The organism is Paenibacillus sp. 1A_MP2 (genome assembly GCF_052244825.1).
In the GTDB taxonomy this organism is placed as follows: Bacteria; Bacillota; Bacilli; order Paenibacillales; family Paenibacillaceae; genus Paenibacillus; species Paenibacillus vandeheii.
Map to the genome: position 1 here is coordinate 3984401 of NZ_JBQQCS010000001.1, position 14415 is coordinate 3998815.

Annotated in this window: 11 protein-coding genes and 2 pseudogenes; 3 read left to right on the forward strand and 10 right to left on the reverse strand. The window is 45.0% G+C overall.

Annotation, left to right across the window (positions count from 1 at the left end; translation table 11 throughout):
* Positions 1 to 77: 77 nt before the first annotated feature.
* Positions 78 to 969 (forward strand): annotated as a pseudogene (locus tag ACTWJ7_RS19585) (LysR family transcriptional regulator).
* Between the two features lie 69 nt (positions 970 to 1038).
* Here ACTWJ7_RS19585 and ACTWJ7_RS19590 read toward each other — a convergent pair.
* From ACTWJ7_RS19590 to ACTWJ7_RS19600, 3 genes are all read right to left on the reverse strand, one after another.
* Positions 1039 to 1410 carry an iron chaperone gene (locus tag ACTWJ7_RS19590; protein WP_079344549.1) on the reverse strand — a complete coding sequence of 124 codons (372 nt, stop codon included), beginning with the start codon at positions 1408 to 1410 and terminating at the stop codon, positions 1039 to 1041.
* 107 nt (positions 1411 to 1517) lie between these two features.
* Positions 1518 to 2111, reverse strand: coding sequence for a YdeI/OmpD-associated family protein (locus ACTWJ7_RS19595; protein ID WP_301878598.1), 594 nt, complete (start codon positions 2109 to 2111; stop codon positions 1518 to 1520).
* 184 nt (positions 2112 to 2295) lie between these two features.
* Positions 2296 to 2976, reverse strand: a complete 681-nt coding sequence (locus ACTWJ7_RS19600) for a hypothetical protein (RefSeq protein WP_301878599.1) — start codon at positions 2974 to 2976, stop codon at positions 2296 to 2298.
* A gap of 286 nt (positions 2977 to 3262) precedes the next feature.
* Between ACTWJ7_RS19600 and ACTWJ7_RS19605 the strand changes: the two are divergent.
* Positions 3263 to 3636: pseudogene (locus tag ACTWJ7_RS19605) on the forward strand (BlaI/MecI/CopY family transcriptional regulator).
* 9 nt (positions 3637 to 3645) lie between these two features.
* Positions 3646 to 4998, forward strand: coding sequence for a M56 family metallopeptidase (locus tag ACTWJ7_RS19610; protein WP_301878602.1), 1353 nt, complete (start codon positions 3646 to 3648; stop codon positions 4996 to 4998).
* A gap of 198 nt (positions 4999 to 5196) precedes the next feature.
* On the opposite strand, the gene ACTWJ7_RS19615 is transcribed toward ACTWJ7_RS19610, so the two are convergent.
* The 7 genes from ACTWJ7_RS19615 to ACTWJ7_RS19645 form a co-directional block, all read right to left on the reverse strand.
* Complete coding sequence (locus ACTWJ7_RS19615; RefSeq protein ID WP_443145792.1) at positions 5197 to 6495, reverse strand: glycoside hydrolase family 16 protein; 1299 nt, start codon at positions 6493 to 6495, stop codon at positions 5197 to 5199.
* 20 nt (positions 6496 to 6515) lie between these two features.
* Entirely contained in the window at positions 6516 to 7247 is a 732-nt protein-coding gene (locus ACTWJ7_RS19620; protein WP_443145793.1) for a hypothetical protein, read from the reverse strand.
* 199 nt (positions 7248 to 7446) lie between these two features.
* Complete coding sequence (locus ACTWJ7_RS19625) at positions 7447 to 9018, reverse strand: response regulator (RefSeq protein ID WP_079344544.1); 1572 nt, start codon at positions 9016 to 9018, stop codon at positions 7447 to 7449.
* Between the two features lie 3 nt (positions 9019 to 9021).
* Complete coding sequence (locus ACTWJ7_RS19630) at positions 9022 to 9996, reverse strand: sensor histidine kinase (RefSeq protein WP_443145794.1); 975 nt, start codon at positions 9994 to 9996, stop codon at positions 9022 to 9024.
* A gap of 53 nt (positions 9997 to 10049) precedes the next feature.
* Positions 10050 to 10859: a hypothetical protein gene (locus tag ACTWJ7_RS19635; RefSeq protein ID WP_443145795.1), complete on the reverse strand. Its 810-nt coding sequence runs from the start codon at positions 10857 to 10859 to the stop codon at positions 10050 to 10052.
* Positions 10860 to 10934: 75 nt separating this feature from the next.
* Complete coding sequence (locus ACTWJ7_RS19640; protein ID WP_443145796.1) at positions 10935 to 12506, reverse strand: extracellular solute-binding protein; 1572 nt, start codon at positions 12504 to 12506, stop codon at positions 10935 to 10937.
* Positions 12507 to 12851: 345 nt separating this feature from the next.
* Positions 12852 to 14399 carry a right-handed parallel beta-helix repeat-containing protein gene (locus ACTWJ7_RS19645; RefSeq protein ID WP_301878607.1) on the reverse strand — a complete coding sequence of 516 codons (1548 nt, stop codon included), beginning with the start codon at positions 14397 to 14399 and terminating at the stop codon, positions 12852 to 12854.
* Positions 14400 to 14415: the final 16 nt, after the last annotated feature.

Sequence of the window (14415 nt, forward strand, 5' to 3'; positions counted from 1 at the left end):
ATGGAATTCCTTTATTTATTCCAACGCATTTTATGTTATGATTTGATGAACTAAAAAGAATAAGAGAGTGGTGCGAAATGGAGCTTCTTCAACTACGCTATTTTTTGACGTTAGCCCGGTGTGAACATGTTACGGAGGCAGCGGGTAAGTTGCATGTCACTCAATCTTCATTGAGTAAAACGATACAACGATTGGAGGATGACTTGGGAGCACCATTATTTGATCGATTGGGCAGAAAGCTGCGTTTAAACGAATTTGGAAGAACATTCCTTCGAAGGACCGAAAAAGCCCTATTCGAATTAGAACAGGGAAAACAGGAAATAGCGGATCTCTCCAACCCGGATCACGGCAAACTTCAGTTGGCGGTCACTACAGCAAGCACATTACCAGGGATCTTGCGGGAATTCCGCAAAAATAAGCCAAATGTACAGTTTCATGTACAAATGGTTACTTTGGAAGACATGTCCACACTTCTTCATCGAGGCGAAATTGATTTTTGCCTGTCCTCCCCTCCAATCCAAGGTGATGACATCGAATGTCAGATGCTGTTCTTGGACCCTGATTGTCGTAGCTGTGCCTCTGGGTCATCGATATGCGGATCGAAGCAGCATAACATTAGCAGAGCTTAAGGATGAGTGGTTTGTGGGGGTGAAAAAAGGATATGGTATTCGTGATCTGGTGGACTCCAAATGCCTGGCGGCCGGGTATGTACCGAAGTATGTTTACGAAGGAGATGAACCTGCAAGATTAACTGCACTTGTGGAAGCCGAGATTGGGCTTGCCTTTATACCAGGTACAGCAAGAAATCCACAGGAACGCATTGTATATCTTCCAATCGAAGATCAGAACCTTGTGCGGGAAATTGCTTTATTGTCGCTTAAAAACAGATATATCTCGAAAGCAGCTGTCGCGTTTCGCAGCGTTGTTATAGATTATTTTGGTGCAATGTCCCAACCAATTCATGATTGACCATTGCAAAGACCCCGCTCATCATTGAATGTCTGAGCGAGGTCTTTTTTGATGTAGTATCCGCGATGCCTATTTCCGCCAAAAGGTTGAACAGTCTGCCTTTTCCGTAATATTGAATTCAATCATTTTCCCCAGCAATGAGAAATCAACCGGGCCATCCCACCGGATACGCACTAATTCTTTGGTATGATCATAGCCAGCCTTTACAATTTCGTCGGAAAAATGATTAATGCCAGCCTTTTCAGGCGCCACAGCCAAATGATGCTTCGATACACTAAAACCGATAATAAATGTGCCATGATCGGTAAACATGGGCTGATTCCACGCTATCTTTGGCACTAAATTTGGGTACTCCTTGGTAATCCATTCTAGAATTTCTTCCGTTCGATCCCGATGTCCAAGGTTATCAATACGTGCTAAATATTCTGCAAAAACTTCCATCATATCTTCTCCTAACCCAGATTTATTTCGCATACTTCATCTCATATTATCATGAAAATGATTTTGAAAAACCCTTTGTCCTACATTCACCAAAGGGTTGAAGTACATTAATCATTTAAACCTTTTCCGTCCAGAATTTGCTGCGTATATTTCTCAACCCTTGATACCCGGGTTTTGGATTGCTTGGGTTGGGAAAAATAAAATAAGTAGGCTCGTTGACGTCCAGGCGTCAATGCTTCAAAAGCCTCTTTCAGAGCAGGACTTTCATCCAATTGATGTTGAAACTCTTCTGGAACATCATAATCTGTATGCTGTTTAAGAGTTACTTTCAAGCCGGCCTTTTCAACCTCAATGGCTTCATGAATATACTCTTTCAAGATGTTTTCCATTTCAACGATCTGTTGAATATTGGTGAACCGAATTTGCCGGGCGGACTGTACATTCTCTGTTTGTTGGACTAGGATGCCCTGCTTGTCCTTTAATAAGGCACCTTTGTGAAACAGCAGCGCACAATATTCTTTAAAGCCATGAATGATCACGACGTTTTTATTCTCCAATGTGTAACAGGGATGCATCCACTTAAAGTCTTCGGTCAGATCGCAGTCAAGGATAATCTCTCTTAACTTTACCGATTCTTCCTTCCACTTCTTTGCTTTGTTTAAATATCCATCAACTTTGGGGTTTGTTTTATTCGTTGTCATCAGGGACCATCCTTCATCATTCTAATCATATGGCGACAAACACATCCAGCGAATGGTTATTCTCGTTCGTAACCTGCTCTCTACATATGATTGCCAAGAAAAAGCCGTTCATTTCATTCAACACCATGTAGCGTCGCTTAAATATTATGACACCATTCGCTGTCTGGTCAAGACTAGCTGTGATTCAGCTTTTATACAAAGTGTCCTTTTCCCACCGTATGCCGCCAAGCCCTAATCTCTCGGCTTTTGCATATTGCAAAATTGCCGTCGCTGCACGAATTCGCAGGTCTTCTTCTTCGCTCTGCAATGCCTTTTTCAGAACATGGAGTGCTTCTTGAATTGTGTCTTCACCTACCCTAACTGAAGAATGATTTTCTTCTCCAGTCGTTGCGGAGGGGATTGAAATCCAGGGGTCCAGTTGCGCCTGAGTAATTGCATGTTCGAATTTCGCAATGATTGAATCATGATTAACTAGTGCCAATACTTTATCATTTAACTCTGATAAGGGAAGACGACCTAGCCAGGTAACTCCTCGTCGGTGGCATATGTATTCCTCTCCGGTACCATTGGAATCATCGTAAAAATAATCGCCCAAATCTCCAACGTATGCCCATTCATCATCGTTTACCAAGACGTAGTCTCCATCCTGCATGATATATACAAAAGTATGGAGAGTTTCCAGGACATCACTAAGTTCCGTCTCTCCTATCCCATAGTGTTGAACCAGTTGCTCTTTCCATTCTTCTGCAGGCTTATGCTCCAAATCTCCTGTTGCAGGCCAACCAATGCCGATAAAGTTATTCTCCAGAAACGAAGCATTCCAGTCGATCTCTTGCAGTATGGATTGTATATGAAACAGATTCATGGGGTTCCTCCCTATTGTGATTTCAGGATGTATGCCTAAGTATATACTCCAGACATTCGTCTCTGCATTAAAATAAATCGCTGATTGAGCTTACTATGTACACTGATACTCCCCTGACCGTACAACCTTCCGATCGATATTTATAGCTAGTACAATCCATCATCTGTTGCTCCTCAACATTTTCGACACTTGACTATCTACTACGTGATGTAGTAAATTAATCGTACTACGTAGTGTAGTAATACCCATTCGTTATGGACGCATAGCGATGTAAGGAGTGTTCACCGTGAACCAACTTCAAAAATTATCAGATACTGAAATGGAGCTGATGGAAGTCATCTGGGAGTGTGAGCCACCAGTCACCTCCACCGAACTATTGCACATGTTTTCCCAAAGAGGTAAAGCATGGAAAGCACAAACAATCTCCACGTTTCTTTCTCGGCTGGTAGACAAAGGGGCGCTAACCGCTACAAGGCATGGACGTACCAATAAGTATGTCCCCGTATTTCCCCCGAAGATTACAAGCTGTTGGAGACACAACAAGTCCTGGATGGATTATATCAAGGCTCGGTAAAAAATTTGATTTCAGCTTTGTATGATGGCGACAAGCTCTCTGACCAAGACATTGCAGAGCTGAGACAATGGTTTTCGGAAAAGTAGGTGTAGTCTATGAATACCCTTCTTATATTACTGTCTACTCTAACTGTTGCCGGAAGTGTCATCGTTGCTTTCATTTTGTCATTACGCCTTGTTCCCTTTCAAGTCTTCCCTGCAAAATGGCGTTTTGGAATTGGGAAAATGGCTTTAGGTCTATATCTATTGCCCGTCTTTCTTGTATTTAACTGGATTTTTTCATTATTCACTTCTAGTACTACAGTAAACGAGTTACCCTTAAATGTTGATCATGTATTGCCTGGAGCATTGAATCCGGCTCCTGACATTCAGGTACAGACCATTTCGGTAAACGTTGCTCTCGCTTTTATATGCTTATGGGTAATCGGAGCCATAGCTTTTATAGCATGGCAAATCTATTGTTATCGCAGGTTTCTCAAGAAATTAAAAATTACGCGAACCACTGTTCCGAAAAACAGTGAAGTGGCTATGCTGCTCCCGGTAATCAAGGGAAATCTGGGTCTCAAGAGCGAGGTTCGGCTTGCTTACAGCTCCTTGATTCGTACTCCTTTTCTGATTGGGTTGAGAAAACCTACTATTTATCTGCCATTGAAGAATTCTGCAAATGTGGATATCGGTATGGTGTTCCATCATGAACTGATCCACCTGAAAAGGAAAGACATATGGGTCAAGGCACTCATATTAATAGCTCGTGCATTGCATTGGTTCAATCCATTGGTTCACATGCTTTCCAAAGATATTCACACATGGAGTGAACTGTCCTGCGACGAAGAAGTTGTGAAGGGAATGTCCTATGCGGATCGTAAACGCTATGGTGAAACGATTCTTAACGTAGTGGCCGGATCAAGGAGTTTACCTTTACAATTCTGCTCCTCTTTATCCGGGGATGGGAAACAACTAAAAAGGAGATTAACTATGATGCTTAACGTAAAGAATGTGAATAAGAAAACCTTTGTTATAGCAATATCAACACTATTTCTAGTAACTGCAATTACTACGGTGTCAACGGCTTGGGCTTCCAGCAACACTCCCAGGGTGGTTGCGAGTGAGGAAGCTTCCCAGGTAACACGTTCAACGGAACAGGCGGTTGTCCGCGAAGAAACTCCTGTAGTAACACGTTCATCGGAGCGGGCGGTTGTCCGCGAAGAAACTCCTGTGGTAGCACGTCCATCGGAACGGGCGTTTGTCCGCGAAGAAACTCCTGTGGTAACACGTCCATCGGAACGGGCGGTTGTCCGCGAAGAAACTCCTGTGGTAGTACGTCCATCGGAACAGGCGGTTGTCCGCGAAGAAGCTTCTGTTGTAGCACGTCCATCGGAGCGAACAGTGGTCCGTGAGGAACCTTCTGTAGTTCGTAGTCCAGCGACAGAAGCTTCTAATAGTCATTAAAATCATTTTTCACCGAATTGCAAAATAACTAAGCATTATATACAAAATTGAAGCAGCCTTCGTTCAACAATTGAACGAAGGCTGCTTCATTATTTTAAAAAGAGAAATAGTGATTGAAACGAATAAATTCCCTTCTCAAACAGTAACCGTTATGGTGGATAGCCTTAACACGACCGCATCGTGGAGACGTCTGTCTTATTACTGTGCTTTATACACACGTACATAATCCACTTGCATCGTTGCTGGGATATCGGACGCGTTTGGCGTACGCCCACCGTCGAAGTTCCCGCCGATTGCCAAGTTCATAATAAGGTAGAACGGCTCATCGAAAGGTGCGTTCGGATTATTCGGTGCAGCTGCGGAATACCACTGCTGGTTGGTGACTTTATAGAAAAACTTGCCGTCGACATACCATTTAATGCTGTCCTCTTCCCAGACCACCGAGTATACATGATAATCATTGGCAAAAGTTTGCCCATCTGGGAAGTGGTAATCACCACCCGAAGACTGGTTCACAGGCCATTGTCCGCCAAAGTGTATGGTGCCGCTTACAGATCCTGGCAAACGTCCTCTCGCTTCCATGACATCGATTTCACCCGATGCTGCCCATGTGCCATATACAGAATCTTTAGGAAGCATCCATAGTGCCGGCCAAACTCCATCGCCCGTAGGCAGCTTGGCACGAAAATCTACTCTGCCGTACTTCAAGGAGAGTTTATCCTTGGTGTTAATCTTACCAGAGGAGTACTGTGCATACCGATTCGGATCCTGCGGGAAAGATTTGCTGTCGTTCATGGCTTTGATATTCAGCTTTCCGTCCTGTACAAATACATTTTGGGTGCTGTTCGTGTAATGCTGCAGTTCTGCGTTGCCCCAACCCCAGGTAGCAGGATCGTTATTGAGATAATAGCCTGTTTCATAGTTCCATTTACTTGTATCAAGCGTAGTTCCGGTGAATTCATCCTGCCAGATGAGATTCATACCCGAGATAGCCGGGTCGGTTGGAGTCCCGATGGAGATATCCTCTTGATCCGATACATCCGGGCGAGGAGCATTTGGATTACCGATGAAGGTATAGTTTACGAAGTTGTTGCCGATATTTCCACCCGCCTGTCCGTTCAACGGATAGCCGATACGGATTTGCATATTTTCCTGGATTGGCTGGAACCAAAGGCCATAGATATAATCAGCCCAGTATCCCCACTGATTGGCATCAGACATATTGTTGTAGCCATTACCGGAGTATGCAAATTTGCTCTGACTGGAGTTACTCAAATCCACCCATTGACCATTAATGTTAATCTGGTATACGAAATTGCCCAGTTCCTTGGCGATTGCCGCACCCCCGTCAATTTTAGGAAGCGGTAACCCAATGGAACCATTTGCATCTGCTGTAAAAGTTGTTCCTTCGTATGGCGTAATGACATATGAATTTCTTGTCGGTTCATTAAAGGTAATTGTATAAATGAGGTTAGCGGAAGAAGTCTTTGATTCCAATTTGACATTGATCGACTCCGTTACGGTAAACCAGTATCCGCCCCACCATCGGTGAATTGGCCGAAGTTGTGATCATAGATCCAGCCACTGGCTGCGTTATTGTCAATATCAATCCATGTGCTGCTGTTTACAGGTTTTACATACACCTTCAGGTCATCAGCTACGGCTTCATAGGTTACCGCAGAATCATTATTGAACGTTGGATATGTAAAGCCTGCACCGCCTGTGAAACTTGCTGTAATCTGCGGCCCTTGTGTTGGGCTCATAGCCGTAATCGTTGTTTTGTTAATGTTTTGGAATACAAGCTGATATTCTAGCTTAACACCATTGTTGGCTTTGGAGTACAGTTGAATTTCGGTTGTTGCGGAAAGCGTGAACCAATAACCATTGAAGCCGCCATCGCTCCAGTGCCCCCAGTTTTGGTTATAGATATAACCGCCTGCCTGGTCAATATCAACCCAGTTGTTACCCACTTTCACATTGACACCCACGTCACTGTATACATCGTTCCACGTAGCGGAGCCTCCATTGAACTTAGGCATAACAAATCCGTAGCTGGCTTTGCCAACCCCAGATTTTGAAATAACAGGTCCATCTGCTGGTGAGAAGTACTCCATTGAAGTAACTGTGGTTCCAGCTGCTTGAACTTTCGAAGTTGGCAAAATGCCAACACTAGCCAGCATCACAACCACTAAGAACAAACCAAAAACCTTCTTCATCAACCGTTTCTCCGCAAAGTGAGATGGTTTCATAATTGCCCTCCTTTGATAGAATCATAGTTTCTCCCAATCTATGCGTATAAAGGAAATCGCTTACATGGGGAATATCTTTATTCTATCGAATAGGATAATCTGCTGAAAAGGTACATTTATTTTTGTTGTATCCCATTTTTTTGGGTTTTGATGCATATGCATACTCACCCCATGGTATTTCCCAAGTAAGCATGCTACCTCAGGGTGTTGAGCTGTGGTACTGCACTTCACGTTCTGCCTTTTGCCTCATCATTTGTCGGTACTCTGAGGGTTGGATCTGCATCACGAGGCGAAAAGCCCGTGTAAAGCTTTTGTAGCTTTCGTAGCCTACCATAGAAGCTACCTCAACAATTTTATAATCGGTTTCGGCTAGGAGCCGCCGCGCTTTATCCAGACGCACATCTCGCAAGTATTCGGCAAAGCCTTTGCCAACATTCTTCTTGAACAGATTTGAGAAATAGGCATAATTAAGTGAAACATGATTGGATACCATTGCGAGGTCCAGCGGCTTATGGTAGCTCTCATGTATAAAACGTATGGCTTCATTTAAGTCCTGCGAATTGCGATAGCTGCATTTATATTCAAAATAAAACTGATTTAACCGAAGCAGCTGCTGCTGCAGTGCTTGAATATAATCGCGCATCCCCGGATAATCAAAGAGATTACGCAAAGACTCAAGATCCAGCGCCTCCTCCCCCATATAGGGGCGAATAACACGCTCATATTCTTCCATCATCTGCACGGTAGCGCCACAGAGCTGCTGCGTATAGCGAATATGATAGCGCTGCAGCACATTTTTGTGAAATATTATGGAAATGCCCTGAGCGATTTTACCACTGTTGTCGGTCCCAACGGATTGGAACAGATCGTAGAGCTCCTCATAGGGAAGTTGCCACTGCTGCTCCATATGCTCAATATGTGCTGGCAGGATGCTGTACTGATCTGGAAACAGGTAACTATGGCGGTATAGCTCAAGCACTTGTGTATAGCTGCCAGGCAGCACCTTTAATCCCTGCTGAGGGTCAGTCATAACGGTTACGGCATTGATCATTCCTTCCTTAAGCGCCGCTGACAAAGCATCCGGGTCTATGGCTGCATCCACTGCGAGGATCAGATAAGGGCTGTGTTGCAGACAAATACAACCTTGTCTACCGAACACACCATAGGCAATAGCTTCCATGCTATGGACGTTGCTCGCTCCGGGCTGATTAATCCAACATTTCTCCCGCAGCAGGCATAGACGATAATGGGACCATAAGGAAGGATATTGTTCCTGGATTTGCAGAATCCAAGTCTCCTCGTTTAATGCTCCCTGCATAAACATTCGTAACTCTTTACGATCTGTCTCTCGGGCGAGACGGGATACATGCTGCATGTTATGCCTAAGTACCAGCCGTGTTTGGAGTTCTTGCCATATATGCTCTAACGAAGTTTGCAGATCCTCCCGTTTCAAGGGTTTTAGCAAGTAACCCTTTGCCCCCAGTTCAATAGCTTTTTGGGCATATGTAAAATCACTATAACCGCTAATAATGAGGTATTCCACCTCAATGCGCTCCTCTTTGGTTTGTGCCATAAGGGCAAGTCCATCCATATCCGGCATCCTAATATCGGTAATAACGATGTGGATGCTGTGCTGGCGCAAAAGGTTTAGCGCCTCAATCCCGCTCGCGGCACAGTAAATGTTGTTCAGTTCCAGAGGAAATTGAAGCAGCATCGCCTGCAGACCATCACGTATATGCTTTTGATCATCCACAATCAGAATATTCATCATTTCCTACCACCCTCCAAGATTTACATTTTCCCAAGGCAGCCGTATTGTGACACACGTATCATTGCCCTGCGTGCTATCAATCCAAAGCCCGCAATCCTGGCCGTAATGAAGCTGCAACCGCTTATTCACGTTCTCCAGACCTAGTCCGTTCTTACTGGTAACAATAGGCGTATCCAAATCTCCCCGGAGTGCCGCTTGCAGTCGGACTAACATCTCAGGGTCTAGCCCCACTCCATCATCTTGTATCTTAATAAGGAGTACGTGGTCATTCTCCACTGAAACCGTAATCTGAATACACACCTTACCGCCCGAAGGCGCTGCGTGATGAACTGCATTTTCAACGATGGGCTGCATGCACATCTTCGGAATCGCATAGCGGAGCACTTCCTGTGGGAGATCTGCCGTCAATAGGATGCTGCCGCCCTCCATTAGATTGATGAATTGAATGTAGCTTTGGATATTAGCAAGCTCCTCATGAAGGGCAACCGTATCGCTGCGCCATTGCATACTGTACCGAAGTTGCGAACCTAACGATACCAAAGAGTTGGCAATAGCAGGTTGCCGTTGAACCTCAGCGAGCATACGAATAGATTCCAGTGCGTTATACAAAAAATGAGAGTTGATCTGGGAATGAAGGGAGTGCAGCTGCGCGTTTTTGGCGATTAACTGTTTATCCACAACCTGTGTCATCAGACGTTTGACCTCATATAACATTTTGTTGTAGCTCACAGCCACCTCGTCGATTTCATCCCCTCTTTCGTTCTCATCAAGGCCTGTATCAATCATTGCATCCAGCTCACCTTTCCGTACCTGGCGCATTGAAGCCAGTACGCTGTCCAATCGTCGGAAAATGCGCCGAGTTGTATGTGATACAAGTAACATCAGCAGCAGCAGTACACACAATGTAATCGTTACCACAAATGCATACCAGCTGCGCGGCCCCTTCATCAACGCCTGATGGGAGACAATATCAACCACATAAGTATTCAGCGGAGCGATGTAGCGGTATAGTGCATAGTAGCTCTGATCACCTACCTTAATCTTAACGGGACTTTCCTGCGGAAGTACATCCAGTTGACGATGAATACTGCCAAGGATTTCGTCCAGACCATCCCCGGCCTTTCGAGAAAGTCATGCTGGGAATTGTATACATATTGCGGAGGGTCGCTTTCATTCATCAAAACAGAGAAGAAGTCTCCCTTGCTCTCCTGGAGCAGGTCGTTGAAAAACATACTGTGCTGAACACGAATTTCCATAATACTGGGACGCTTCTGCTCCTGTCCCTGAAGGCGAACCAGCCGGTAATAGGATAACGTATGTTCACCATCCCTAAAGGAAAATAAACGATAAGCGGCCCCGCCTTCATCCCGAAGCTTTGCCCAGTAATCCTGCGGCCAAAATTTCTTGTAATGATAGATTTCAGGCCAGATTTCATACAAGTTCGGATTATCCACGTAAAAGCTGAGCTCACTGATCATCGCATTGCTTTGAATGATATTTTGCATCTGCTCAAATTGGTTTTGTTTGAATTTCACCAGTCGCAGTCCATCCACAATCATGTTGGAATGAATAAAATCCACAAATGCCTTTTGAGTAAGTGCAGTTGTGGAAGCGTTCTCAACGATGTCCATTCTGCTGCGTAATTGTTCGTTTAGCCATGAAACATGGCTGTTGCCCATCGCCATAGCGTCCTTGTATAGCTGGGTTTCCTGCATGCGAATATATAAAAAGGATACCAAAATAACAGGTATGGCAATCATCAGGCTAAACGCAAGAAACAGCTTTTGGGAAATACGGGAATTGCGGTAAAGCTTCCTCAGTCTAGTCCGTAAATATTTCATACTGATGCCCTCCCCACCTTTGTTATACCATATATTACAAGTTGTCTGATAGGTAACGAGGCTGATAGGGAATGGTTATTCCGACATCTTCGCTTTTCGCGCATCCAGCTCGGCTTGACGGTATTCCATTACCTGATTAAATCCGTAATTCACACGGCGGGCTAGGAAATTTTCGAATATCTTATCAAAAGCAGCTTCATCCTTGGTGGTTATCAATTCAGGCAGTACTTCCTCCCAATTCTGTGAAATACGGGACCAGGCTAACGCTATATCGGAATCTCCTACCGGATCTATTCCCTTATAGATGCCGCTGTCCATATCAGCCTGTTTGTTAGCGAACTCCTCCATTTGCTTAACGGATGGAGCCTTCTCTGGTCTCCATGGGTTAACGAAGGCCGGGTTTCGCAGCATCCAGTAGGTATCCATGATGCCGTATTCCTTTTCCAGCCTCTCCCTGTCCGTATCAAGCAATTGGACCATATCGGCTTTCAACTGCGGCTTACCATTCCTCATCACCCATGTTTCGCCTTCTTTGCCAAGGAATATATCCCTTTGGCCTTCTTCACTAGCGAGATAGGTCAAGAAGCGGATGGCTCGTTCAGGGTTTTTGGTGGATTTGCTAATCATCGTAACCATCCAGCCGTCCATATTGCCCGGGAACAGTGTTGCGGAATCACCATGTTTGTTTTGTGGGCCATCCACAGCGATGTAGTACGAATTCGGATATGCACCTGCGGCCAATATCGGATTGATCGCCGCCATGCCATTCCACTCACGAATCATCATAAAATAGCGGGCATTACTGGTTTTTTCCTCTACCTGAGCATTCGAGTCCACCAGAAAATCTACATTAATCAAGCCACGCTCATAGGCTGTGCGGAAGGTTTTCAGCCAGGTGATATAGTCCGGGTCGGTCATTCGGTCGTTATATTTGCCGTCCTTTTCATGTGGAATAGCCAGCAGGTTCTGCAAGTACTCGGTCATCCCGTAAGAGACAGTACCCTGAGCAAAGAAGGGACTGATGAGCTGACCTTTATACACAGAATACTGATCCTTTAACAATTGCAATGCGTTCAGAAAACCTTCCGGAGTGCTCAAATCCGGTCTGCCCATAGCCTCATACAGATCTTTTCGCACCAAAAAGGTTTGGTTGGCAGCCGTCAAACCAGTTACTTGCATCTGGCTGGGACTGTATGAATCATTTGGAATGCCATATGTATTTCCGTTTTTCTGACGATACCACTTCAATGTACCGTCGCCTGCGACCTTGAAAAAGTAGGGATCATACTGCTCCGCCAATTCATTTAAAGCATATACCTGATCGCTCTCCAACAACTTATTAATCGCACTTTCCCACGAGCCTATTGTCATCAAATCCGGCATTTTGCCGGAGGTCATCATCAGCGTAATTTGTTCGCCCGCTTCCCCGGATGGCACTTCAAATTTGATATGAACGCCTGTTTTTTCTGTTACATACTTGGAGGTCATACTTTCACCCCAGGTGTGACCATACCAGTTCGCGCCAACAAACCAGGTAAAATCCACAGGCGTGGTATCAAGCTTCCATGCAGGTTCATCGGGGTTTCGGCTTATGTTCACCTGGCTGTTGTATAGGGTGAGCAGGTTGTGGGGGTGACAGATTTTCACTTTGCTCTGACCCGGAACACGCTGCCAAGACTAGCATCAGGATTATGCTCCAATAGATGAGCATACAGTGCTTGATGAAACTGGTTTTCATTCCATATATCCTCCTTTCTTTGTTACAGTTATGAATTAACCTTAGCCTTAATTATGCTATAACCGATTTTACTATCCCTGGATCCAAATGGAAATGCAGCTCCTTACCTAAATATTGTGGTTTAGGTTGGGTCTAACACAGGCACAGCCATATAAAGAGGGTTATTTATATTTAAATAGAACAAAGACAGCTGAGTAATCAGCTGCCTTTGTTGGATTGGCTTCAGGTAAAAATATTTTGTTAAATTATACGTCTCACTCGTAGGCGCCGATATTTACAGCAGCTCCCTGTACTCTCGGTTTTCCCTCAATGTCCAGTGTTCCAATGATTGCATTGTCCGTGTTCCCGGCATCGATCGCTGGAGACGAAGTTTGGAGGTGGAAATCGTAAGCTGCAGCATTCACAAATTTGGGATCGACGAACAAGGAGTGTGCGTCATTGCCTGTTCCTGCTTTATAAGCGGAGAAACCGGTGTAGTCTTTATTTTTCCAAGTCCAGTTCGCCCCAGTGCTGCCCGCAGGAGCAAAATAGAGATTGTAATCCACAACGTTTCCAGAATTTTTGGTGTATTCATTGTAAATCAACACATCTGTGGAACTGGCTACAAAAATGTTGTTCTTAATTACATTATTTTGTGTATCAAACTGAACGTAAAGCTGGCCGCTGCCATCGCCAAGCGTGTCATTTTTGTAAACCGTATTGTTGACGATCTTGCAGTTTACTGTGGAGCCACGTTTGGTATCATAGCCACCCATAGCAATGCCAGTGAGTCGGTTGTTGTAGACTGCATTGCTGCGCACCGTAATATTGCTGGTGGACTTACCGGCATGCTCGGATGCGATCTCGATACCGATATCGTTGTTATAGCTGTAGTTCTGCTCAATAATACTGTCCTTGCCGCCATCGACATAGATACCATCGGCCGCATTACTGTTATTCGGAAGTGACTTCCCGTACGAAGGATTATTATTGGAAGAAATATTATATACCCGGTTACCCTTCACGAGTCCGTTCCGCACCTGATCGTAAGCCGTATTTGGCGCTTTACCCTCATAACCGATGAGATCAATACCGATGTTATCGTTATCGTGAATGACATTATTGGTCACCGAAAAGGTATCTACGTTACCATTCAGAACCAGTGATTCGCTGGAGCCGAGCACGAGATTGTACAGTTCATTACCGTTAATCGTAATATCGTGAATGGAGTCCGGCGCTTTTGTGCCATATACGGCAATTCCATGCGCATCCCGGCCCAGCAGGTCACTGCCGGTTGGTGTAGCCGTATTTTTGATATCATGAACTTTGTTGCCGGACAAATTGATAAAGCTGCCTGATCCGTGAACATAGATGCCTACGGGCATAACGTCCTTGGTTGCCGTGGTATAATTGCGAATCTCAAAACCCTGAATGGTAACGTAATTTACATCGGTCAGGTCAATCAACCCTTCAATCCCGCTAACGGAAAGTCCGGTGCCGTCAATGATTGGAGTCTCTGTGCCGTCGTTAGTGAATACAATCGGTCCCTGTGAAGCAGAGCCAGAGCGGGTGATCTTCAGCTTCTGGTTGTATACACCGCCACGAACATGCACTGTACTGCCTGCAGGAACAGCATCAGCTGCGTGCTGAAGTGTCTTCCACGGCGCGCTGCTCGTGCCCGCATTGGAGTCATTTCCACTTGTCGCCACATAGTAATCCGTGCCTGCTGCGGCAGCGGATGAGGACCATTCAATCCCTGAAACCATTCCTATACCTACTGCCATACTTAATCCTACCAGCAATGTTTTACCGAATTTCAACATACCCTCAACTCCCTTT